This window comes from Sphingobium sp. RS1 (assembly GCF_056156825.1).
On sequence record NZ_JBLZXE010000002.1, the window covers coordinates 699,202 to 721,152 of the forward strand.

The following is a 21,951-nucleotide window of genomic DNA, read 5'->3' on the forward strand; positions in this document are numbered from 1 at the left end:
CATGAGAATCGGCGGCCAATGTGCGTTGCGCGCCGAATGATGCCGCCCCACCATTCAATTGGCGCGCTGAAGCAGCCCCCGCGCCTTGCCTTCGAGTTCAAGCCGGCTGTCCTGATGCGAACGCGAGCGGGCGACGGCGGTGATGCCGTTCACGAAATCGTAGAGCGAGGCAGGCGGATGCCCTTCCTCTTCGAGAACCGCGGTGATGATCTGCTGGGTATCGGATTTGGAGAAGCCGCGTGTTCGCAGAAAGCTGGCTCTGTCATCATCCGTCCGGGCAACGATCCGCTCGCGCGCCGTCTTTACGCCCTCGATGAAGCGGACCGGCGAGGATTCTGCAAAATGCGCTAGTGCCGGCGCAGCCTCATGGGCGAACCGGTTCGCTGCGAATTTGGAATGCCGGATGTTGATTTCCTGGAAATTTTCCACGCCCCATAGATTGCGGTTCATGCACACGGCCCGCAGGTAGAATGTCGCAATCCCAAGGGTCTTGGAGCCAACTTCCGAGTTCCAGCAGTAAAAGCCGCGAAAGAAGAGATCGGGTTCGCCATTGGGGAGCTTCCCCGCCTCGATCGGATGGGTATCGTCGACGAGGAACAGGAAAACGTCGCGATCCGAGGCGTAGAGCGTCGTCGTTTCCTGGCTGACGTCGACATGAGGATTATAATGCATCGTGCCCCAGTCGAGGACACCGGGGACCTTCCAGCGCGTGTCGCTCGTTCCGTTGCCGGCAATCCGCATCACCGCGCCGACGAGCTCATGGTCCCAGATGCGGCCATAGTCGGGGCCGGTGACCGCGCGCAGTTCGGTGCGCCCGTCGCGCGTTTCGAGCATCTTCACCTGCTCTCCGCGATGCTGGATCAGTCCATGCTGCATATTGATGCCGGCAAGGGCCGAGGGAAGCGTCCGCAGATAGGAAGCGGGCGCCCCCACGAGGCTGCAAAGCTGTCCGAAGGACCAGTTCGTGGGCGCCACCGGCTCATCCCGACCGGGAACGACCAGGGAAAGGCGTTCCGGTTCATCGCTGCGCGCAACCACACGAACAGACCGGCTTTCGACAATGCTTGTGGTCGCAACGTCGGCGCGTGCGCGCACGCTGTCATAGAGATCGGCAAGCGAGAGAAAGCGCTCGTCGTCAGGTCTTGAGAACCATTCGGACGAGACCCGGCCGATATTCTGGCCGCGACTGATATCGACCTTATAGGGAGCCTGCGCGGGGCGCGCGGCGGGAGCCATCATGTTCATGGGGTGGATCTCCTTGGCAGGATCAAAGAGCAACACTTCGCTGCTCCGCCTTCCCCCATCCCCCTCTCCTCCCGACCGGCTCCAAGCGTCGAAGCGCCACGGATAGAACCGGCAAGCTGTGTCGTCGGGTTGTTCGGGAGGACCTGCAGCTTTTGTAAACAGGGTTACGCCGCCTGCGGCAGCAGCCATTCGTAGAGCAGGTGCGCATCGGGCTCATGCTCCGATCCCATGGAGATCCGGACACGGGCACCGTCGCAGGCGAAATCAGCGGCGCGCGGCAGGGTCAGATAGGAAGCCCCGTCCAGGATGATATCTTTCGAGCGAACCGCTGTGATCGTCCGCGTGGTCCCGAGGGCCCGGTGCCCCTTGGGCGCTGCAAGAAGCTTCAATTGCTGGCCGACCTTCAACGACTTTCGAAAATGGGCGAGGCTTACCAGCGGCTCCACGCGGTTTTCCGCACCGCGCCGACGCGCGAGTGCCGACCAGTAGGCCCGGCCAATTCGAACTTCCGTGAAATAGGAACAGCTGTGGAAATCCTGATAGAGGTTCGAGTTGGTGAAGCCGAAGCGCTCCATCTGGTCGCGAACGGCCGTGATCATCGCCTCCTGGGCTTCGCGCGTTGAGAGATCCTGGGACGCACCGAGGATCTCGGCGATGATCTTGCGCCCGCCCGCGAATTTTTCGGTGATGATCGAGAATGCGGCGTCGGGAAAATGGGCGGCCAGATGGGTGCGGACCCTGTCCGCCAGATCCGGGAAGGGTTCAGCCTGGCGATAGAGATCACCCTGATAGCTGAAATTTCCGCGCTCATCATGGCTGACCTGGCTGTAGAGCAAAGGAGTGGCGGTCGGGGCGGGTGTGTCGGTCATGTCGAACCTCTTCAATGGCGTTCGATCCCCAGAATGGATCGCACCCGCCCCCTCCCTCCTCTCCTTGCCGGTTACCGCGCGCTTGCCTGAGCGACCGGACGGTCAGGCGGCAGCGTTGAGATCGACGAGCTTGTCCCACTGCGCCCCGGTCCGGATGATCTGCTCAAGGATGCCGGCTGCCCGGTCCGCGGGAATGAAAAGCCGCGTCTTGTAGGCAATAATTTCGGTAAAGCAGCCTATGGATTTGAGCCAATCGCGCCGGGCGGGAGGAAAATCCCTGATCTCCAGCCGGCGAGCATCGTTGACATGCACCGAGATCAGTCTCGCGCCGTCAAGGCCTGGGATCACCACGCCCTCAGTGCTGCGGGCGCCCGCAATCATCTCGGTTGGCGAAAGCTTGATTGCCATTTCCACGCCGAAGCTGCGGGAGAGTTTTTCGATGCCGATCGGCGAGATGATGCGTCCGAGGACGGAGTTGCCTTGCCTGTCGCTCACCCGCCAGACGCGCATGTCGTCATCGGGCAGCTGGTTCCACACCGGCAGCAGCAGGCCATTTGCGATATTGATGGTCTCGATATCGATGTGCTCGCGCGCCTCTTCGACCTCGGCATCCCATGCTGCCTCGAAGGCTGCTCCTTCGATCGGAGCCCAGTGACTTTCATGCAAGGCCTTGTCACGGATGCGTTCCCGTCCAGTGGGCCTCACGAGTTGCCACATGGTGATGGCATTGCCCTCGCCGTCCATGATGCTCCAGCTTGGCACCTGAAGTGCGACCCGTCCGGATCTGCCGTTGCGGAGCATGACGAACCCTGTCTCGCCCCACTCCCGCATCAGGCGAGCCCGCGTCGTTGCGCGTCGCCGATGATGCAATTCATAGCGGCTAAGGCGGGTTTCAGCGCCAGTCACCGGATCGCGGCGCAATATCTGCTCATCAAGCAGGATCACGCGCTCAGCCTGGATCGTTTCCACGCCGACATCAAGTGTTCCGGCCTCCCGTGCGGCGTCGATCCTGGCCTGAATCAGCCCCATATATTCCTCGAATATCGCGTTCTGCGTTTCGATGCGCAGCGCCAGCAGGCGATTGAGCCAGCGCTGGATCGGAGGAAGGTCATCGAGCAGCCCGCCGCTTTCCTTGTCGAGAAGCTTGAGGCCGGTCATCGCGACGAAGGCAGATAATGACGTGCTGGCGAGCTTGCCGCGATAGAGGAGATGATACCATTGGTTGAGGGCGTCGCGGGCATAGTCGCTTTCAAGGTTGTCGGAAGGGTCGAAGAGATTTTGCCCGCCGGTCTGGCGCTGCCCGCGCGTGAGCGCCCCCAGACTATCGAGCCTTCGGGCAATGGTGCTGATGAACCGCCGTTCGCCCCGGCAGTCGGTCGTGACGGGACGAAAGATGGGCGCGCTTGCCTGATTGGTCCGATTGGATCGCCCGAGCCCCTGAATGGCGTTGGAGGCCCGCCATCCCGGCTCCAGAAGGAAATGAACGCGGCGGCGATCGGCGGATTTGCAATTCCGATCGGCATGATAGCTTCGCCCCGTCCCTCCTGCATCGGAGAAGACGAGGATCTGCTTGTGTCCAGACATGAAGGCTTCTGCTTCGGCAATGTTGCTGCGGGCGCCCCTGCTCTCGACCCGCTGTCGCCGGGCTGCGTCGACGACCAGCCTGCGGCTTCTTCCCGTGACCTCGGCAATCCTATCCGTTCCGAAGTGACGGATCAGTTCATCGAGCGCCGAGCCGATCGGCGGCAGCGCACAGAGTTGCTCGATCATTTCATCGCGGAGCGCCAGCGCTTGCTGGCAGAAGACGGGATTGCCGCCCTCATCCACCATGAGTTCGGACCGCTCTGCTTCATCGGCGCCCCTGATGATTTTCATCATCCGCACCGGAAAGGCGGACTTCAGATAGTCGATCATCGCTTCTTTGCAGTCGAGATTTATGTCGAGCGGTTCGCGCGCAGGCGCGGATTTGCGGGATGAGGGCATCGATTCTACTCCAGATAATTAAAATGACCCCAGCCCCAACAAGCTGGAGGAACTATGACGTTGCCAAAGACGGTCGTTTCATACGGACGGCCCAAACCCTGGACGGGGGACGCTCCCACCTCAGATGCTCTATCCACCGCCTTCCACTCTTCTCTTCTGGGGAGTGCGGCGGGATCAGCAGCGCTTTACAAAGCGGCCGCTCGCCATTTCCTGTTCTGGATCGAGCAGCAGGGCATCGCGGTGACCACGGTCGATGACGCTGTCGTCCGACGTTTCGAGAAGCATCGCTGTCGCTGTCAGGGGTTTTCCCGTCACAAGCCCAACCGGCCGACCTTCACCAGCAAGGTCCGCCGCTTCGTTCGCTTCCTGGAGGATCAGGGCATCGTCGCCGTGCCCGATGATATCGATCATCTGGACACGTTGTTGGCGGATTTCGCGACATTCCTCGTGCAGGAGCATTACAGCGCTGCGAGCATCAAGAGTTATCGATCGGAGGCGGCGCACTTTGCCGCCTGGGTCCGGGTCATCCGCCTGCGCTGGGAAGATGTCAGAGACGAACATGTTGCCCAGTATGCCGGCCACGATTGTCGATGCCCGGTTTACCGCAAGCGCGGGACGCTCGTCGGTCACCATGGGCCGCTTCGCCGCAGCAAAGGAGCCCGGCGCTTCCTTGGGTTTCTTCGCGATCGGAACATTCTCTCGCAACTCGATTACCGGGATCACCAGGATGATAATCTGGCCGCCTACAAGACATGGCTGAAGGCCCATTGCGGCAGCTCTGCCGAGACGATCCGGCGCTACTGCGGAGAGGTGAAGCACTGGCTTCCGGAACTGACCAGGCCTTCGGAACTGGACGCGGGCATCATCAGACGGATCGTCAGCCATCGCATTGCCGAGGCGCCGGGTTCCGCCTCGACCATTGCAGGCATCATGCGGAGCTACGTGCGTTTCCTCATTTCGCGCGGCGAGTGCGAGCCGGCGCTCCAGCATGCCTTTCCGCCCATCAGGCGCTATCGGCTCGGCACCCTGCCACGCTACATGGATGATGCGACGGTCGAGAAGATCATTGCGTCCTGCCAGACCGATACCGCGGTGGAGATCCGCGACAAGGCCATCATCTTGCTGCTGGCCAGGCTCGGATTGCGGGCTGGCGATATCTGCCAGTTGCGCTTGACCGATATCGACTGGAACGACGGATATCTTCGGGTGAGTGGGAAGAGCAGACGGCCCGACCGCCTACCGCTGCCACAGGATGCCGGGGATGCGATCCTCGACTATCTTGAGCGGGCTCGTCCGCCGATCGACGAGGAGCGGTTGTTCATTCGGGTGCAACCTCCTTTCCGGCCGTTCAGTTCGTCGGCCGAGATCGCCGGCATCGTATCGCGTGTATTCGATCGGGGCGCCATCGAGGGCGTGCCGACGGGCGCCCACGCCTTCCGGCATTCGCTGGCAACACGGATGCTGCGCGCCGGCGCCGGCCTTGAGTCGGTCGGCACGATCCTGCGCCACCGTTCCCCGGCGACCACCGCCATCTACGCCAAGGTCGACGTCCCGATGCTGCTCAAGGTCGCCCAGGATTGGCCGGGAGACGCGGCATGATGAACACGCAGATCGAGCGGTATGTCGCATTGCATCGCAGTTTCGGCCGCAAGTTTGACGTCCAGGAGCGGTTCCTCCGACTCTTCGCCAACTATGCTCACGGTTTTGGCGATCGGCACGTCACAGTCGAGCGGCTCTACGATTGGTGCCGGTCAGCCAGCTCCCAGAACGTGGCGAGGGACAGGTTCGATCATCTGCGCCGCTTCTGTCTCTATGCCCATGCCGAGGATCGGCAGCACCAAGTGCCGCCAGCAGGCGTCTTCGGGAGAGGGAAGCGACGCCGTCCGACGCCACATATCATCGAGGCCGAGCAACTCAGAGCGATCATGCAGGCTGCCCTTGATCTTCCGCCCAAAGGCAAGATCAGCCCGCATACCTACCACTACCTGTTCGGCCTGCTGGCGACGACGGGTCTGCGGATATCCGAGGCGCTCGCACTCCAACGCGACGATGTGGTCAGCGATGGCCTCATCATCCGCAACGGCAAGTTCGGCAAGCAACGCCTCTTGCCGATCCAGTCATCGACCCGGGAGGCTCTGGACACGTATCTGGACATCCGCGGAAGGCTGAACGCCCGTGGCGATGATCTGTTCGTTACCACGAGAGGCTGCGCGCCGCGCCAGACCGTCGTTCACATCGTCTTCGTCAGATTGGCTCGCGAGCTGGGTTTCCGCGGGCCGACCGGAACGCCGGGCATTCGCGTCCACGACCTGAGGCACACCTTCGCCGTTAGGTCACTGGAGTCCTGCCCGCGCGATCGGGAGGCGATCCGGCATCATATGGCGGCGCTCAGCACCTACTTGGGCCATACCGATGTGGCCAACACATACTGGTATCTCGAAGCAACGCCTGTCCTCCTTCGCGACATCGCCGTCGCAGGTGAGCAGCTTTTCCTGGGAGATGCAGCATGACCGCGCTCGCCCCCCATCTCGCCGCGTTCCTGCGTGATCATCTTCCCAAGGAGCGCAATGTCAGCCGGCATACGGTTACGACCTATGCCAACTGCTTCGCGCTTCTGGTCCGGTTCGCAGCCGACCACCTTAAGCGGCGACCTACCGACCTGGCGATCGAGGATTTCGATCCCGAGCTTATCATGGCGTTCCTCGACCACGCAGAGGATGCACGTAAAAACAGCCCCAGAACCCGCAACGCTCGGCTTGCGGCGATCCGGGCGTTCTTCCGTTACATCGAGTATCGCGTCCCAGCCTGCCTTGATCTCGCGCTGCGTGTTCGCGCCGTGCCGACAAAGCGAACCGACACGACCCTGATCGATTATCTGACACGGGACGAGATCACCGCGGTGCTCGATGCACCCGATCCCCGGTCTCGCCTGGGCACCCGGGATCGCGCCATGTTGCACCTCGCCTACGCCGGCGGTCTGCGGGTCGCCGAGTTGCTGTCGCTACAGATGCAGGACTTTCCGGAACGCTCGCTCGCAACGGTCCACATCATTGGCAAGGGCCGACGCGAGCGTGTCCTGCCCCTGTGGCGCGAGACGCAGGCAGTATTGCGGGCTTGGCTCGCCGTCAGGCCGGCATGTCAAGCGATGGAGATATTCCTCAACGCCGGGGGTAAACCAATGACGCGCGATGGATTTGCGTTCAGGCTGGCCACGCATGTCGCCACGGCGGCGAAGAAGCAGCCATCGCTGTTACGCAAGCGGGTCACGCCCCATGTGCTGAGGCATTCCTGCGCAATGCACACGCTCGCCGCGACTGGCGACATCCGCAAAGTCGCGCTCTGGCTCGGCCACGCCAGCATCCAGAGCACGGAAGCCTATCTGCGTGCCGATCCTGAAGAGAAGCTGCAGATTCTCGCCGCGCACGGGTCGCCGATGGTCAAGCCAGGCCGGTTCAGGCCCCCAGCTGATCCGCTGATCATGATGCTAAACGATATCAGGAAACGGTGCTGATGATCGCACTCCGATTTCAGCAAGAAACCCATCGCCGAGTAGTTGTATTTGTCACATCTACTCGGCGATCTATCAATTCATTGATGAGGCAGAAAACTTGCCTAATATTTCTTTGATTTCATAAACGGCGCTCGCCAACTGGACACCTCGAAGAACCGCTGGATTTGCGTGTAGGGTCGACGGTGCGGATTGAGGCGGCGTGGAAGGAGTGATGTTGCAGCGTATTTGTCGGTGATTTCGATATTGCCGGTGCCGCAGTGGCCGGATTTACCGTCGGTGGCGCTTGGTTCATATCAAGCAGGCGCAGTTCGCCCTTCGAGCCAGGCCAAGCGCTGGAAGTTATAGGCCAAGTTGGCCATGCCGATCTTGATGGTAGCGCGGGCGATGCCGATGGTGCGCACGACCAGCCCCATGCGGTTCTTTTGCCCGGCGAACACATGCTCGACCTGGGCGCGGATCTTGGAACGCCGGGTATTGGCCTTGGCGATCCGCTCAGGCAACGCTCGCCGCGGTTTACGCCGCTGGTGAATGTGGCTGGTGAACATGCCACTGGCCAGGAACGCCTCGTTCTTCTTGGATCGATAGGCGGTATCAGCCCAGACGCCGGAGGCAGTGTTGTCCTTACTGATCAGAACCGGCAGCCGTGCGCCGTCATGGGCATTGGCGGCGCTGGCATCCCAGGTGCGGATCAGCCCATGGGTTTTGTCGATGCCGATATGATTCTTGTACCCGAACATCGGGATGGCCAGATCGACCGGCCTAGCCGCCTTGGGATCGGCGCCCTCTTTGATCTTGGCCTTGCTGTACTTGATCGACCAGCGCGCATCACGGTCCTTTTGCCGGGTCTTGGCCGGCTTCCAGCCCTCGGGCACGCCGCCTTCCTTGATCGCTGCTTTCTCCGCTTCGGTATTGCGCTGTTTGGGTGCCTGCACGACCGTAGCGTCGATGATTTGCCCGCCCATGGCGAGATAGCCCCGATCCTTGAGGGCAGCGTCGAAGCGAGCGAAAAGTTTGTCTATGGCCTTGGCATTTACCAGGCGTTCCCGAAACAGCCACACCGTGGTCGCATCCGGCACGGTGCCATCGAGCCCAAGGCCCAGGAACCGTTGGAATGACAACCGGTCTTTGATCTGAAACTCGGCGGCCTCGTCCGACAGCGAATAGAGCGCCTGTAGAACCAGAATCTTGAACATCAGCACCGGATCAAAGGGCGGTCGCCCACCCTTGCCGCGAACGCAGCGACGAAGCGCTGCCACCAGCGGACCACGGAAAACCTCGAAATCCACAACTGCCGCTAATCGCTCCAGCGGATCGCCCGCCGCGCTCAGCGCATCGTACCGGTCCGAAAGATCGAAGAAACCAGGCTGACTTGCCATCATCGCCTCCTACGCATCGCCGACGAAGTGAATCAAATCCGCCGATCAAACGCCAGAGTTTTTCGAGGTGTCCAACTGGCTGATAAATCCGTTTCTCTCGGTTCGAGATTACCTTCGACCCTGATGAAGAAGTCGTCCAAGTCCGCTCTCACTTCCGGGCTCTCTCCCGCCGTGGTCGCTTTCTCGTTCCGGGAAAATGGCGAAAAGTTGGCTGAACTCACCGGTCCGAAAAGTCCTTTAGGGTTGCGGCTTGTCACAGTGATCGTCGGCAATATCCTTCCACCACTTTCGAGTCTGCTGCCCATGTCGAGTACTGTAGCAACAGCCGCCGAAAAGGACGCGCCGTACAATTCATAGAGTACAGTGCTCAAACGAGACTCGTAATTTAAATCCCCGCACTTTAATCCCGAGAAAACACCCGCATTATCGGTGGATTCTTTCAATGATCGTTCTGCCGCCGCTAGGCTGCGATAACCGGCAGCCTGCGCGATAGCCTTCCGATACCACGTGTACTTAGGGGCCGACAGGTCTTGGTATTCGGGACGGGATAAAACTTCGGAGACAGCCTTCTCCAGTTGCGCTGCACGCTCCGAAAAAATTCCCTGGGCATACGTTTTGGGGCGCTTGGAACGCGACATCGTACAATCCTCCAGTCGTACAATGCAGGAGTCACGTACGGCTCTTCACTCCCGCATATCGACGGATCGATCGTTGCGATGAATTCTGGCTGGGATCACCCCTTCGAAGCCCATCACTGAGCCTGCCGTAGCCGCGCTGTGCCAGCAAGCGCTCAGGTATATCTAGCCCATGTCGGGTCACAAAACAAGGAGCGCATTTGTCATCCCGTCGAATGATCGCTCCAAGCAACATAGCAGTTCCTCCAGCTTGTTGGGGCTGGGGTCATTTTAATTATCTGGAGTAGAATCGATGCCCTCATCCCGCAAATCCGCGCCTGCGCGCGAACCGCTCGACATAAATCTCGACTGCAAAGAATACATATTATCCGGAGATCCAGATAAGAGGAACTCGCGCGGCGAGAGTTCGATATCAAGGTGGGCGCGCTCTTCGGCGGTGAGAGCGGCGAGCCTGCGCTCCAGCATCGCCTCGGCTGTGGTGACCAGTTGGACGATGGCATGATGCCCCGCATTCACCTCGCTCGTGATCGACGCGATGAGGGTCGGCACCTTCATGGCAATCAGAAGCTGTGAGAAAAAGCGCTGCTTGGCGCTCTCGAAGCGGGACAGCGCCGTGCCCTTGGCCTGTGCGTTGAGCGCCTTGTCACCCATGCGATCGACGATGTTGGTGAGCGCCAGCACTTCGTCGAGATTGCTGTGGATCACCGCCCAGCCGTCAGCATAGGCATTGTAGACATCGATCTGTTCGGGCGTCAGCGGATGTTCGAGCGGCTCATATTCAACGCCACGGAAGGTCAGCGCCCTGGCGGTATAAAGCCCAAGGGCTTTGAGATCCCGCGCGACGATCTCCATCGCGGCGATGCCGCCTTTCTCGATCCCGCTCATGAACTCGGCCCGATCGCCGAAGGACGTGCCCGGTCCCCAGAGACCCAGACGAATGGCGTAGCAGAGATTGGCGGGATCGGTCGCGCCGGTGGCCGAGACATAGAGGATGCGGGCGCGGGGTCGCAGATTTTGCAATCTTACACCTGCCAGTCCCTGTTCTGAGCCCTTCTGCTGGCCGAATTGGGTTTCCGTCCCGGCGGCATTGGCCATTTCATGCGCTTCGTCGAAACAGATGAGCCCTTCAAAATCCTCATCCAGCCAGGCCAGCAATTGCGACAGGCGGGAGGCCTGATCGTGACGCTGGGACCGCAAGGTCGCATAGGTAAGGAACAGGATGCCGCTTTCCATGGTGATGGGCGTTCCGAACGGAAAGGCATCGAGCGGCTGGATATCGATGGGCAGGCCGCCAAGCGCCGACCAGTCCCGGCGGGCATCTTCGATCAGCGCCGCGCTCTTCGAAATCCAGACCGCCTTGCGACATCCCCGGCTCCACTGATCCATGATGCAGGCGGCCACCTGCTGCCCCTTGCCGACGCCAGTCCCGTCACCGATGAAATAGCCCATGCGATAGGACCTTCCGTTGGCATCTGGGGCCAGCAGCGTCCCCGGCTCATTGGGCGCATGCAACCCCGGCAGATCGCGCTCGAACGCCTGCCCTGCATAGATGATGGTTTCTAGTTGGGCGTCGGAGAGAGCGGCGACCGCGCAGCGGGGCAACATCGGCCGATAGGCAGGCCGCGGCGGCAGAATGGACGACATGGCAATCGACTCGACCAACTGATCAGGGTGCGGCTTCGCGCCAGGGATCGCCATGCGCGAAAGACGCCAAGGCACGTAGATGCCGATCTGCTCCTCGGCTGGCAGGGGGGTATCAAGGACATCGCAGCTCAGCAATTCCACGGTGGAGTCGAGCGTTGGAGACGTTCGAACCGCCGGTTTGGGCGCAGTTGGCAGTTTCGCCGCGGTGAAGAGCGGCCTGCCGACCGAGGGTATCGCCGGCTTGCGCGGCGCTCGGGCAAGCGCCGCCATCGGGGCGGCAACCTGCGCCGGTGCGGCGGCATCCAGACGCCTGGGCAGCGCCAGAACGAGGGGCAGTAGGTTCTCGACATCCGGCGTGGTCAACCGTTCCGCAGTCCCGGTCCAACCCTTCTCATAGACAATGAGCCGCACCGGTATCGTCGTGCCATGTTTGGCGAAAGGCCGACCCTGGATCGTGATTTCTACACGCGGCAGGACCAGCGCCGAAACTGCCTGGTAGCCTGCCTCGCCGCTGCCCCCGTCGGCGAACGCCGGCGACATGATGGCGACGCATCGCCCACCAGGAGCAAGGCGGGCGAGAGCCGAACGCAGATGACGGGCGCCGGCGTGACGATCGCGACCGCGCGCCTCGCTGCGGGCGAACGGCGGGTTGATCAGGACAACCGACGGTCTTTGATCGGTCGGCAAAAGGTCGTCGATATGTTCTCCGTCATGGCACGTAACGCCTGTCGATAGTGCCTGCCCGATCAGACCTGCACGGACCGGGTCGCGCTCGTTGAGGATGAGGCGGGCCTTCGCCACATGCGCATAGACGGCGAGAAGCCCAGTGCCCGCTGACGGTTCCAGCACTGTGTCCGCTGAGGTGATCTGAGCCGCCAGAGCTGCAAGATAGCTGAGCGGCGCCGGCGTTGAGAATTGCTGCATCTCGACCTGCCGCTCGGACCGAAAGCTCTGGGTCGGAAGCCGCTGGGAAAGGTCGCCAAGCGCCGCCAGGGCCGCGGCCGGGTTCGCCGGATCGAAGGATGGGAGGTCGTATCGCGCAAGAGCGACGACTTGAGCGATCTCCAGAGCGTCATAGGCTTCGCGCAACGTCCAGCGTCCGTCAGCGTCGCTGCCACCGAAATCGTCAGCCATCATGCGTGACAGCCGAGCGCGCGTGACGGGCTGGCCTGTAACGATCAGCTCTGCGAGAGACTGTGCGACGGCCCCCAGGGTCCAGACTTTCTGATCAAGCGGATCGGAGCCGGCGTCCAGGGCGGCGAAAAGCGGATGGGTCATTCGGAAGCTCCTGCAAAAATGGGGCGCGCACGGACCGAGCGATCCATGCGACATGGTCAGGTCATCAGGCTGAAAGGAGGATGGCGGGGTCGACAGCGGCCGACCCCGCCCCGTGTTAGCGCTCACGCGGCGTCAGCAATGTCCGTGTCGTCCTCGTCGACGACCAATTCTTCGCCGGTGCCTTGCTCCAGCGGTTGGTCCTGAACGATGTCCTGATCTGCCTCTTCGTCGGTCATGTGGCCGAAGGTCATCGCCTCGGGCAGCCAGAGCAGTGCCCTCTCCTTCACCTCCGCCTCGACGATGATCTGGCCGGTGAAGAGCTTCTCGGCCGAGAGCGCGAGATCATGCTTTTTCGATGCGCTGTATCGACTACGCAGTTCAGCTCCGCCCACCTCCTCGAAATGCTCCAGGATCATCGGTTTGCTGATCCGATCGAAATAGCGCCTTGCGGTCGGACGCCACCAGACCGGCATATCGATGTCGATCTTGCGGCCGATATGGTCGAGGAGCGCAGAACCCGAACCCCCTGCAGGAACGGCATGACGCGTCCGAGCCACCGCCCAGCTCAGCCAGGCCGCCCGGGCATTGTCGTCCAATGCGCAGAAGGCATCATAGCGTCCGACAAGATCGGGCGCCTTGGTCCAGCCGCGATCTAGGCCCTTCTCGATCTCCGCCCAGCTTTGCGCGGCAGGCGTATCGCTTTCAAAGCCGGGGCTGCGCGAACTCTGTGCAGGCGCGCGCAGGTCGCTTGGCATATCGTAGCGATAGCCAACCGCCGTATCGACCATGATGAAGGTGCCAAGGTCGAGCGCAAAATGCGGATCGCTCGCGACATGGACGCGCAATATCTCGGTTTTCATCATCGCCAGCTCGTCGCCGAGCCGCTGGCTGATCGAGGAGCGAGACCCGGTCTCTTGCGCGGATGCATCTTCAGGCTCGGCGCCCTCAACTGCTTCAACGTCCGCTTCATCCTCACCGGGCTCCTGCGGGATGGCGAAAAACTGGTTGTGCAGCCGGGGCACCCCATCTTCACCGATGACCAGATAGGCGATGGACCCGGCCTTCTGCTCAGCATTGAGTTCGGCGGGCCGATCGTCGAGAGATTCATGCTCGGCCTCAAGAGCCTCGATCCGCTCGATCTCCTCGTCCGAATAGCCGTCTTCATCGGCATTGTCGGCGATCGATTCCAGCTCGACTTCGATAGCGCGCTGCCGCTCCTCTTCCTCCTGGCTGAGCGGCAGTGGCACCCCTTCGACTTCGTCGAGCGCCATCGTTTCCATATAAGGCACGCGGGTTTGGCACACCACCCTGAGCTCGCCGAAACCTTCGCGGGTTCGGAACGCCTCAGCGGCCGCTTCCATCCGCTCCTCGACGAGCCGATCGATGATCTCGCTATCGATCCAGTTTTCGTTCTCTCTGTCGGAGAACAGATCGCTCTCGATGCGGCCACCGGCGGCAAGATAATCCTCGCGGCCGACGAGAATGGCCTTGGGATCATTGCCGCGGTAGACGCCTGATACGAGGCGGCGGCGGATTTCGCCGGAGTTGCCCCCATAATAGCCGCCCTGCAATTCCTCGAAGACCGCCGCCTGGCGCGCGGTATCGCTGATGCTGCCATAGGCCTTGGCCACATCGAGTGTGATCGCCCCATCAGCGAGGGCATCGAAGACAACTTCGGCAAGGTTGGCGAGGCGCAGACGCCCCAGGACGAAACGCTCGGTCAGCCCGAAACACTTGGCGACATCGGCCGGCGCTTTCTTTCCATCGGCGATGATCGCCTGGAAGGCGCGGCATTCCTCGGCCGGCGTCATATTGGCGCGGGTAAAATTCTCGATCAGACTGACCTCGGTCGCGCCACCCCGATCGGCAAGGACCATGACCGGAACCTGATAGTTATCCGGCAACTGGCCCTCGGCGATGAGCGCCTGGACCTGGGTGAGGCGTCGTCCACCCGCTATGATCTGATATTCCCCTTTCTTGCGAGCAACAGGGATGCCAACGAGGTTTTGGATGATCCCGCAGGCAAGGATGGTGGCCTTGAGTTCAGCATCTTCGACCGGATCGGTGCGCTTGCGCACATTGCTGGGCGCGATCGAGAGCTTGGAAGCCGCGACATAGAGGAGTGGCTGGGTCTGGGTCATGAACATTCTCCAACGCGCGGCGCGCCCTGACCATCAGGCCGCGAGCCGCGCACTTCCCTCACCACCTCCCCTCCTGCCTGAAGCACCTCGTTCCAGTCGCCAAAGGGCGCAGGCGGCCAAAGCGTGACGACCTTCAGATCCTGCGACGCCCGCTCGTCCAATGCCCGTTTCGCCGCTCGCTTGCCGGCCTGATCCCTGTCGGCCAACAGGATCAGACGCGACACGTGCGGCGGGATCGCCATCTTGTGAAATCGCTCGGCGCCGAGCGTTGCCCATACCGGAATGCCAAGCAGCATGGACGCGGATAATGCGCTTTCTATGCCTTCGGCTATTCCAAGGACATCTGTTGCCGGCGCCAGCGCGACGGCGCCACAGCCCAGTGACCCGAGGCTTCGCTTATATTTCTCGATTGGGGCTGGCCGCCCATCGGGCTGAAGAAATATCCGCTGGATGCCGCAAAAGGTCCGACCGTGGGTGACCGCACCGATCATCGCTGGGAGGTAGCGAACCATCCCGCCGGAACCCAATGGGGTGGCTGGATGAAAGCGCAGCGCAGGGGGACGGAGGGCGATCAAACGACCATCCAGGTAGCAACTTGCAGGTGTCGAACCGATAGGGTCCGCCTCACCCCAGATCCGCAACGCGGCCCCGCGGCTGTCAGCCAAACGCCTGATCGGCCCCGTAGCGCCGTCCGGCACGGTCGGGGTCAAGCACTTCTCGCGGCGCAAGCCCTTCAATATGTCCTCGATGGCGCAGCCAGCAAAGCATTTGAAGAGCAAGGTCGACCTACCGATCCTCACGGAAAGGCTCGGCGTTTTGTCCGCATGAGCAGGACATCGGCACATGCCCCGCCCGTTGGACCAATATCCCCCCAATTGATGCGCAAGTCGCTGGCCCGCCAGGTCAAGATCGATGGTCATGATCCGGGTCGCTCGCGGCCTGCCGCGATGCCCCTGACGGCTCGATGCAAGTGTCGGCGAACGCGATATGGAGATACGCCGAATTGTTGGGAGATCTCATCGACGGACATGCGGTGAGAGACAGCAAGGACAAGGATGAGCCGGGTCAGCGGTTTCATGTCGCGAATCGCGCCGAGCGCAAAATCAGCCTGACCCAGACGTTGGAGGTCCCTCCGGTGCCGAAAATCGACGCTGCACACATGCGAAGCATCGGGGCCCACCCCCTGAAGCAAGCTGTCGGCATCCAATGGGTTATCCTGGAACAGGCCCGACGAACCTTGCACTCTATCGACGTATGATTGCATCTGATGGGCCAAGAAGGTGTCGCCGCCGCGCCATAATCGGCTCAGAATGAGGCAAGCGACCCTACGGGCCGGTCGGCTTTTATCGACCATGGTGACTGATCCAGCTGGAAGGAGAGGAATGTGGCCTAAAAAAGCGCAGACCTTTCCTCCCCCCTCCCCTCCACATCGAGCATCACCGCCAGGGTCGGCTGACAGGACGAATATCCGCGAGGCGGTGGCAGCGTTGCCGAAATGTCACGCCTGGCGGCCAGCTTCCGTCAAAGGTTGATTTCACATTTCGGTTTGGTGACAATCGTTTCTCATCACAACGGGTCGCCGTCCGGCGTATGCATAAGCGGTGACGGCCCCTTGGCAAAGGGTCGCGTCAACATGCCAGAGCATCCAATCCCCGCCGAACTTGAACAATATCGCGATGCCGTGGCGGCTCTTACCTTCCGACAGCGGCAATGCATGCTGCTCGTTGCAGAAAATCTGAACTCAAAGAAAATTGGAAAACGTCTGGGGATAGCGCCTAACACCGTGGACAAGCATGTTCAGGCGGTTCGTGTCTTGTTTGGCGACATGGACAGGTTCGACGTTGCCAGGATCGTTCGCACTTTTGAGGAGGCTTCAAGCCCCTCTGAACTACCCCCCCAAAAATTGGGTAATCAAACAACCAGAATGTTTGAAGCGCCGGAAGATGGGCCATCTGGTCTCGACGATAACGACGCGGACTCGCAGTCGGATCTTGATCGGAACGTCTCAACTATTCAGCGACTCCAACTGCTGAGGCGTGACGTCCCTGCCTTGATTGGCCTGCTGCCGATCCGCTCTTCCAGGAGGCAGAGCAATGACCTGAACAAATTCTATATCATGATCGTCTTTGCGGTGGTGAGCGCCTGGTCCTTGGTGTCCGTCGGCTCTGCCGCATCGCTTCTCTCGTCGCTGAGCAGTTTCGCCCGCAACTAGAGCGGCTTTCCACAGCCCGAACATATCAACCGCTCCACAGCTGTGGGCGCGGGAAAGGAAAACGCATGCCTAAGCAACGTCTCGCCATCGCCCACTCCATTGCACAGCGGCTCTATGCCGCCGAGGAGGCTTTGGACCTCGCAGCAGCTCGGATCGCTGAACTCAATGCCGCCTTGCCCCTGGCGCGGCTGGACGGCCGGCTTGCCGCCTCCATTGGCCAGGATGCGTTCCGCACCTGCGCCGACGCCATCGTCCTGGTTGCCCGGACGCGCGACAAGATCGTGACCACCCACGACATGCTCAAGCAGGTCAGCGACGACATCGGTCTTGGCCCGCAATCCTATGGCGATGTGTTCAAGGTCGCCGAAAGTCGGCAGACGGTCACGGACATCCAGCGACTCGCCGCGTAACAAAGCGACGCTAATTTGTTGACTAAACGAAACATTTTTATTCACATTGGGCGATGACCAGGCAAATGATCTTCGTGTGTCTTTTGATCCTGAGCACGCTCTATGCTCTTGTCAGGGGTGGTCGGCCCGAACAGATCGCGGCCGCCACCCTGGCTTTCGGTGTCGTGGCAAGTATCGCTTCTGCCCATAATGGACCGCTGCGGTTCCGCGCATTTGAAGCTGGCATCCTCGCCGTGGATATCGTGATGGTCGGGGTGTTTCTGCTTCTTGCCACACGCAGCACACGCTTTTGGCCCATCTGGATTGCGGGGATACTAGGCGCGGAAACGATTGTTCATCTCACGCGCTCAGTCGTGCCCGACGTCGTCCCACAAGCCTATATCGACGCGGCGGGGCTTTGGAGCTGGATCGTGCAAGGGCTCCTGATCGCTGGCACGTGGCGGCATCGCAGGCGCCTGCAACATTTTGGCTCGGATGCGCCATGGAGATCCAGCCCGGAAGGATGAGCGCCCGGTCGGCGAGGTTCGCCGCCAGGCTGCATATCGTGGTCGAATCCGACCTAGCGACTTGTCTGCAGCACCGGCTGTTGCTCCAGCGGATGCGCCAGATAAAGCGCGAAGCCGTCGATAATGATCTTCTGACACACCGCCGCGGCTTTACGACGCCAGGTCGGAGGCCGGTACAGCAATTTCGAGGATAGGAGTGAGGTCAATGCCCCATATGACACGCGCCCGTCTGCAAATGTGCCGCAAACTGATCGCATCCCGGGAGGTGGTCGGCGATCGCCTTGGTTATAGCTTTTGCTCAAGTCCGATATTGGACATGCTGCTGGAATTGTTCGTTGCCACGAACGAAGGCCGGTCGTCCTATTCCTGGTCGCTCTCCCTATTCGCACATGTGCCGGTATCTACGGCCCTTCGTAAGATCGAGATCATGGAGCGAGAAGGAATGATCTCGCGGGAGACGGCTGTCCGCGACCGCCGGCGGAGTCAGGTACTCATAAGTCCGCAAGGCCGAGCAACCGTCGAGGCGATGCTCGATCAGCTTATAGAAATCTTTGCGGTGGAGCCAGACCTGGCCTTGATTGCCAGCGGGGTTGCGCCCTTCCCCACAAACCCCGCTCTTTTGTCTGGCTCCCATGGATATCCGTCGAGGAATCCGCAGCCAGCTCTCGCCTCACGCCAGTTTGATCTTGGTCGGCCGCAAAAAGCCTGAGAGGCCGTTTGGGACATCAGCTGCGGGAGTTGCAAAGTTGGTATGCGGCTGTTCCGGGCTTTTGCATGTGGACGCAGCAAAGCCGGTGCCGGATGGCCAAGATTGCCCGAAAGACGAAGCGGGTGGCGCATGTTGCCGGTCCATTTGGGTGCCTCCCAGACGATCTATGGCTGGTGTTGAGAACTGGCGCGCCCGTTCCCGGTTCGGACGATCCACGACACCGAACGGATGCTCGATCGCGAGCGCCAGCTGCGAGGGGCCAGTCCGAGCGCTGCGGTGATTGACAGCCAGTCGGTAGAGGCGCCCTCGGCGCAAAAGCGCGAATTTGCCGCTGGAAAGTAGACAGTCGGGCGCAAGCGACACATCGCCGTCGACATCGAGGAAAGAAACACGCGGAGCTTTTTTGATTCGCGGTCAAGAATTAGGCCCCTGCATTAGCTCCGGCAGCGTACTGCACAAAAAATTATACGCCTGCGACCTGTTTAGTCACGACGGGCAAATCTCAACCCGAAAATAGTGCAGCGCGATCCAACTCGGTCACCAGCTTGATTTCATCTATCAAAAGGCTCAAGTTCTCGCCGGTAACGGCAGCTGTGCAACTTTTCAATCAATCGGTAAACCTTTACCGGTAAGAAATAGATATGCGTAACCGGATCAATCGCCGTGTAGCTCCACGTGAAAGCGTGTTCCTTTTGGGAACGGCGAGCGGCTTCATCGTCGCCGAGCCGTCGGTGCATCGCGTGCGAAACATATCTTCAGGAGGCGCTTGCATCGATGGCGCCGGACATCTGAAGGTTGGACAGACGCTGTTGCTCGACATCGGACGCCTGGCAGAAATTGCGGCCACAACCGTCTGGGTTAGGGATGAACTGGCGGGATTACAGTTTGCCTCCGACATCGATCTACTGGACGCAAAATCGCGAGGGCAATCCAGTCCAGCACGCGGTAAGTTCAGCAAAGGGTAATTGTCAACGGCGGTCGGATTTTAGGCCAGCGTGGCGGAGTAAAAGCAGGCCAGTGAATGTGGCGCGGATGATATGCAAAGGGCCCCGATCGGGGCCCTTTGCATATTGGCCGTTTTCGGCAGTTCAGTCGGGCGTGGTGGCCTGGTTTTGGTCCGCCCCGGCGGTGCGGCGGCGGCGGGCAGACTGCTTGAGCCGGTAGCTGTCGCCATTCATGGCCAGGATGCTGACGTGGTGGGTAAGGCGATCAAGGAGCGCGCCAGTCAGCCGCTCAGAGCCCAGAACCTGGGTCCAGTCCTCGAAGGGTAGATTTGAGGTCACGATCGTGGAGCCGCGCTCGTAGCGCTGGGAGAAGGTTTCGAACAGCAGTTCGGCCCCCGTCGGCGAGAGCGGGACATAGCCCAGTTCATCGACAATCAGCAGTTTTACGGCGGCAAGTTCGCGCTGCATCCTCAGGAGCCGCTTTTCATCGCGGGCCTCCATCAACTGGTTCACCAAGGCGGCAGCGGTGGTGAACAGGACGCTGAAGCCCTTCTGGCAGGCGGCCAAGCCCAGGGCGAGCGCTACATGGGTTTTGCCTGTCCCGCTGTTGCCCAGCGCGATGATGTTTTCCCGCCGCAGGATATACTCGCAACGCGCCAGTTCGAGCACGAGCATCTTGTTGAGGCTGGGGATGGCCGTGAAGTCGAAGGTGTCCAGGCTCTTGACCGCCGGGAACCGGGCGGCGCGGATACGGCGCTCCACCGTGCGCCGCTCCCGGTCGATGAGTTCCAGCTCGATAAGGCGCAGAAGATAGCGGGTATGATCCACGCCATCGCGCGCACATTCCCGGGCCAGCTTCTCATACTCGCGCAGCACGGTGGGCAATTTGAGCTGCTTGAGATGATGCGCCAGCAGCACCTGCGGCGTGCCCGCCGTCGTGCCGATGGGCATCTTGTCATCCCCCGCCCGGCTCATGCAGCGATCCCCGGCAGCAGGCTGGCATAGTCGGCAGCGCGTGTGGTCTTGACCTCCATCCTGGGCAGGTGGGGATACGCTTCCAGGTCGAGCCGGGCGGGTCTACGCTCGATCCGCGCCAGTGCGATCTGCTTGACCGCATCGAAGCCGATAGCCCCGATGTGGATGGCCTCTTTCACCGCGAAGGTCACCACCTCCATCGGCATTGCCTCAAGCAGGCGCAGGACCTGAATGAACGCGCGCTTCCCCTTGTTGCCCATCCGCACCTCAAGGAGATGCCGCAGGTGCTGGAAGTCCTCCGGCAGGGTCCAGTCCTGAAGCGCGGCGGCCTGATCGAGCGCGCCTGGCTTGGTCTCGATCAGCGCCAGATAATGCAGCGGGTTTGCCACAAACATGGCCTCGCCATAACAGCGCGGATGACGGGCAATCTCCTCGCCCCCGCACAGGATGACAACCCGGTCGACGAAGCCCTTCACTACGACGTCCTGGAAGCCATAGCAGGTCGGCACCGAGTAATCGTTGGTGCGGTAGCGCACGAGCGCGGTCGAGGAGACGCGTGCCCCCTTGGTCTCGCATGGTTCGAACGTGCCGGCGGGCAGCGGGCGCAAAGCCGCCAGATCTGCCGCCAGTCGCTCCCCGATCGTCTCGGTGTGGCGCCCGGCTCGCTCTTCCTGCCGGGCCCGGCACCGCCGTTCCAGCTCTGCGTTGAAGTCGTCATAGGTCGCCGCGCGCGGGATCGGCACCATGAAGTGCGAGCGCGCATACTTCACCAGCCCTTCGACCTTCCCCTTGTCGTTGCCCTTGCCTGGGCGGCCAAAGCGATCGGCAAACAGGTGGTGGCTGACCAGCCCCGTGAAGGCCTGGGTACGCTCACGCTTGCCATCCCCGCAGATTTTGGCGACCGCGATCCTGGTATTGTCGTACAGGATCGAGAGCGGCACCCCGCCAAAGAAGGCGAACGCGCAAACATGTCCGTCCAGAAAGGCTTCCGTCGTCTCGGCAGGATAGGCCTTCACAAAACAGGCATCCGACTGCGGAAGGTCCATGCAGAAGAAATGCACCTTCTGCCGCACTCCACCGATCACGCCCACCGCTTCGCCAAAGTCCACCTGAGCGTGCCCTGGCGGATGCGCCAGCGGCACGAAGGTCTCGCGGCTGCGCACACGGCTCTGCCGCACGTAATCCTTCACCACCGTATAGCCACCGCCGTAGCCATGTTCATCGCGCAACCGCTCAAAAATCCGCTTGGCCGTATGCCGCTGCTTGACCGGCGCGACGTAATCCTCAGCCAGTATCCGGTCGATCACCGGCAGCAACAATCCTAGCTTCGGCTTGGCGACAGGCTTGGAGCGCGTGTAGCCAGGCGGCAGCGAGAAACGGCACATCTTCGCGATCGTCTCTCGGCTCAGGCCGAAAACCTTCGCTGCCTCCCGCTGGCTGTTCCCTTCGACAAACACAAAGCGGCGTACCGCTGCATAGCTCTCCACGGCAAACATCCCCGGCCGCTCCAAAA

21 protein-coding genes and 1 pseudogene are annotated in these 21,951 nt (G+C 61.2%); 10 read left to right on the forward strand and 12 right to left on the reverse strand.

Annotated elements, in window-relative coordinates; translation table 11 throughout:
• Positions 1-54: 54 nt before the first annotated feature.
• From ACNHGR_RS05020 to ACNHGR_RS05035, 4 genes are all read right to left on the reverse strand, one after another.
• On the reverse strand, positions 55-1,245 hold the full coding sequence (locus ACNHGR_RS05020; RefSeq protein WP_475284380.1) for a DUF932 domain-containing protein: 1,191 nt from the start codon (positions 1,243-1,245) through the stop codon (positions 55-57).
• Between the two features lie 164 nt (positions 1,246-1,409).
• A complete protein-coding gene (locus tag ACNHGR_RS05025; protein WP_475284381.1) occupies positions 1,410-2,114 on the reverse strand; it encodes a hypothetical protein in 705 nt (234 codons plus the stop codon).
• Positions 2,115-2,216: 102 nt separating this feature from the next.
• A complete protein-coding gene (locus tag ACNHGR_RS05030; RefSeq protein ID WP_475284382.1) occupies positions 2,217-4,097 on the reverse strand; it encodes a strawberry notch C-terminal domain-containing protein in 1,881 nt (626 codons plus the stop codon).
• A gap of 174 nt (positions 4,098-4,271) precedes the next feature.
• Positions 4,272-4,508 (reverse strand): hypothetical protein, encoded by a 237-nt coding sequence (locus ACNHGR_RS05035; RefSeq protein ID WP_475283825.1) that lies wholly within the window; start codon positions 4,506-4,508, stop codon positions 4,272-4,274.
• Between ACNHGR_RS05035 and ACNHGR_RS05040 the strand changes: the two genes are divergently transcribed.
• The 3 genes from ACNHGR_RS05040 to ACNHGR_RS05050 are packed head-to-tail and all read left to right on the forward strand — an operon-like array spanning position 4,488 to position 7,608.
• Entirely contained in the window at positions 4,488-5,696 is a 1,209-nt protein-coding gene (locus ACNHGR_RS05040) for a tyrosine-type recombinase/integrase (protein ID WP_475283826.1), read from the forward strand. The genes ACNHGR_RS05035 and ACNHGR_RS05040 overlap by 21 nt on opposite strands.
• On the forward strand, positions 5,693-6,607 hold the full coding sequence (locus ACNHGR_RS05045; RefSeq protein ID WP_475283827.1) for a tyrosine-type recombinase/integrase: 915 nt from the start codon (positions 5,693-5,695) through the stop codon (positions 6,605-6,607). Before ACNHGR_RS05040 ends, ACNHGR_RS05045 begins: the two co-directional genes overlap by 4 nt.
• Entirely contained in the window at positions 6,604-7,608 is a 1,005-nt protein-coding gene (locus ACNHGR_RS05050) for a tyrosine-type recombinase/integrase (RefSeq protein WP_475283828.1), read from the forward strand. Before ACNHGR_RS05045 ends, ACNHGR_RS05050 begins: the two co-directional genes overlap by 4 nt.
• Before the next feature lie 293 nt (positions 7,609-7,901).
• Here the strand turns inward: ACNHGR_RS05050 and ACNHGR_RS05055 are convergent, their stop codons facing one another.
• From ACNHGR_RS05055 to ACNHGR_RS05080, 6 genes are all read right to left on the reverse strand, one after another.
• On the reverse strand, positions 7,902-8,984 hold the full coding sequence (locus ACNHGR_RS05055; protein WP_031309815.1) for an IS5 family transposase: 1,083 nt from the start codon (positions 8,982-8,984) through the stop codon (positions 7,902-7,904).
• A gap of 32 nt (positions 8,985-9,016) precedes the next feature.
• Positions 9,017-9,622: a hypothetical protein gene (locus ACNHGR_RS05060; RefSeq protein ID WP_475283829.1), complete on the reverse strand. Its 606-nt coding sequence runs from the start codon at positions 9,620-9,622 to the stop codon at positions 9,017-9,019.
• 267 nt (positions 9,623-9,889) lie between these two features.
• Positions 9,890-12,541, reverse strand: coding sequence for a strawberry notch-like NTP hydrolase domain-containing protein (locus ACNHGR_RS05065; protein ID WP_475284383.1), 2,652 nt, complete (start codon positions 12,539-12,541; stop codon positions 9,890-9,892).
• A gap of 122 nt (positions 12,542-12,663) precedes the next feature.
• The gene (locus ACNHGR_RS05070; protein ID WP_475284384.1) at positions 12,664-14,682 is read right to left on the reverse strand and encodes a ParB/RepB/Spo0J family partition protein; all 2,019 of its coding nucleotides are present in this window, start codon (positions 14,680-14,682) and stop codon (positions 12,664-12,666) included.
• Positions 14,679-15,602 (reverse strand): DUF7146 domain-containing protein, encoded by a 924-nt coding sequence (locus tag ACNHGR_RS05075; RefSeq protein ID WP_475284385.1) that lies wholly within the window; start codon positions 15,600-15,602, stop codon positions 14,679-14,681. The genes ACNHGR_RS05070 and ACNHGR_RS05075 overlap by 4 nt, the downstream gene beginning before the upstream one ends.
• Entirely contained in the window at positions 15,599-15,760 is a 162-nt protein-coding gene (locus ACNHGR_RS05080; protein ID WP_475288322.1) for a sigma factor-like helix-turn-helix DNA-binding protein, read from the reverse strand. The genes ACNHGR_RS05075 and ACNHGR_RS05080 overlap by 4 nt, the downstream gene beginning before the upstream one ends.
• Between ACNHGR_RS05080 and ACNHGR_RS05085 the strand changes: the two genes are divergently transcribed.
• The 7 genes and pseudogenes from ACNHGR_RS05085 (at position 15,686) to ACNHGR_RS05115 (ending at position 19,484) form a co-directional block, all read left to right on the forward strand.
• Positions 15,686-15,940, forward strand: a complete 255-nt coding sequence (locus ACNHGR_RS05085) for a hypothetical protein (protein ID WP_475288493.1) — start codon at positions 15,686-15,688, stop codon at positions 15,938-15,940. The genes ACNHGR_RS05080 and ACNHGR_RS05085 overlap by 75 nt on opposite strands.
• A 375-nt stretch (positions 15,941-16,315) precedes the next feature.
• Positions 16,316-16,894, forward strand: a complete 579-nt coding sequence (locus tag ACNHGR_RS05090; RefSeq protein WP_475284386.1) for a sigma factor-like helix-turn-helix DNA-binding protein — start codon at positions 16,316-16,318, stop codon at positions 16,892-16,894.
• Between the two features lie 65 nt (positions 16,895-16,959).
• Positions 16,960-17,304, forward strand: a complete 345-nt coding sequence (locus ACNHGR_RS05095) for a hypothetical protein (protein ID WP_475284387.1) — start codon at positions 16,960-16,962, stop codon at positions 17,302-17,304.
• A gap of 65 nt (positions 17,305-17,369) precedes the next feature.
• Complete coding sequence (locus tag ACNHGR_RS05100) at positions 17,370-17,810, forward strand: hypothetical protein (RefSeq protein WP_475284388.1); 441 nt, start codon at positions 17,370-17,372, stop codon at positions 17,808-17,810.
• Between the two features lie 205 nt (positions 17,811-18,015).
• Positions 18,016-18,519: a hypothetical protein gene (locus tag ACNHGR_RS05105; RefSeq protein ID WP_475284389.1), complete on the forward strand. Its 504-nt coding sequence runs from the start codon at positions 18,016-18,018 to the stop codon at positions 18,517-18,519.
• A 120-nt stretch (positions 18,520-18,639) separates the two neighbouring features.
• A pseudogene (locus tag ACNHGR_RS05110) lies at positions 18,640-18,858 on the forward strand (IS5/IS1182 family transposase); the annotation flags it as partial.
• A gap of 302 nt (positions 18,859-19,160) precedes the next feature.
• Positions 19,161-19,484: a PilZ domain-containing protein gene (locus ACNHGR_RS05115; protein ID WP_475284390.1), complete on the forward strand. Its 324-nt coding sequence runs from the start codon at positions 19,161-19,163 to the stop codon at positions 19,482-19,484.
• 123 nt (positions 19,485-19,607) lie between these two features.
• Here ACNHGR_RS05115 and istB read toward each other — a convergent pair whose 3' ends face one another.
• On the reverse strand, positions 19,608-20,438 hold the full coding sequence (gene istB / locus ACNHGR_RS05120) for an IS21-like element helper ATPase IstB (RefSeq protein WP_125946501.1): 831 nt from the start codon (positions 20,436-20,438) through the stop codon (positions 19,608-19,610).
• Positions 20,435-21,934 (reverse strand): IS21 family transposase, encoded by a 1,500-nt coding sequence (istA, locus tag ACNHGR_RS05125; RefSeq protein ID WP_475284391.1) that lies wholly within the window; start codon positions 21,932-21,934, stop codon positions 20,435-20,437. Before istA ends, istB begins: the two co-directional genes overlap by 4 nt.
• Positions 21,935-21,951 lie beyond the last annotated feature (17 nt).

Excerpts from the sequence above, each read along its gene's own strand:
- istA (WP_475284391.1), bottom strand. The coding sequence starts at position 21,934 with ATGTTTGCCGTGGAGAGCTATGCAGCGGTACGCCGCTTTGTGTTTGTC.
- ACNHGR_RS05080 (WP_475288322.1), bottom strand. The coding sequence starts at position 15,760 with ATGAAACCGCTGACCCGGCTCATCCTTGTCCTTGCTGTCTCTCACCGC.
- ACNHGR_RS05025 (WP_475284381.1), bottom strand. The coding sequence starts at position 2,114 with ATGACCGACACACCCGCCCCGACCGCCACTCCTTTGCTCTACAGCCAG.
- istB (WP_125946501.1), bottom strand. The coding sequence starts at position 20,438 with ATGAGCCGGGCGGGGGATGACAAGATGCCCATCGGCACGACGGCGGGC.
- ACNHGR_RS05105 (WP_475284389.1), top strand. The coding sequence starts at position 18,016 with ATGCCCCATATGACACGCGCCCGTCTGCAAATGTGCCGCAAACTGATC.
- ACNHGR_RS05030 (WP_475284382.1), bottom strand. The coding sequence starts at position 4,097 with ATGCCCTCATCCCGCAAATCCGCGCCTGCGCGCGAACCGCTCGACATA.
- ACNHGR_RS05095 (WP_475284387.1), top strand. The coding sequence starts at position 16,960 with ATGCCTAAGCAACGTCTCGCCATCGCCCACTCCATTGCACAGCGGCTC.
- ACNHGR_RS05100 (WP_475284388.1), top strand. The coding sequence starts at position 17,370 with ATGATCTTCGTGTGTCTTTTGATCCTGAGCACGCTCTATGCTCTTGTC.
- ACNHGR_RS05055 (WP_031309815.1), bottom strand. The coding sequence starts at position 8,984 with ATGGCAAGTCAGCCTGGTTTCTTCGATCTTTCGGACCGGTACGATGCG.
- ACNHGR_RS05065 (WP_475284383.1), bottom strand. The coding sequence starts at position 12,541 with ATGACCCATCCGCTTTTCGCCGCCCTGGACGCCGGCTCCGATCCGCTT.
- ACNHGR_RS05090 (WP_475284386.1), top strand. The coding sequence starts at position 16,316 with ATGCCAGAGCATCCAATCCCCGCCGAACTTGAACAATATCGCGATGCC.
- ACNHGR_RS05045 (WP_475283827.1), top strand. The coding sequence starts at position 5,693 with ATGATGAACACGCAGATCGAGCGGTATGTCGCATTGCATCGCAGTTTC.
- ACNHGR_RS05075 (WP_475284385.1), bottom strand. The coding sequence starts at position 15,602 with ATGACCATCGATCTTGACCTGGCGGGCCAGCGACTTGCGCATCAATTG.
- ACNHGR_RS05020 (WP_475284380.1), bottom strand. The coding sequence starts at position 1,245 with ATGAACATGATGGCTCCCGCCGCGCGCCCCGCGCAGGCTCCCTATAAG.
- ACNHGR_RS05070 (WP_475284384.1), bottom strand. The coding sequence starts at position 14,682 with ATGACCCAGACCCAGCCACTCCTCTATGTCGCGGCTTCCAAGCTCTCG.
- ACNHGR_RS05050 (WP_475283828.1), top strand. The coding sequence starts at position 6,604 with ATGACCGCGCTCGCCCCCCATCTCGCCGCGTTCCTGCGTGATCATCTT.
- ACNHGR_RS05115 (WP_475284390.1), top strand. The coding sequence starts at position 19,161 with ATGCGTAACCGGATCAATCGCCGTGTAGCTCCACGTGAAAGCGTGTTC.
- ACNHGR_RS05035 (WP_475283825.1), bottom strand. The coding sequence starts at position 4,508 with ATGATCGATATCATCGGGCACGGCGACGATGCCCTGATCCTCCAGGAA.
- ACNHGR_RS05060 (WP_475283829.1), bottom strand. The coding sequence starts at position 9,622 with ATGTCGCGTTCCAAGCGCCCCAAAACGTATGCCCAGGGAATTTTTTCG.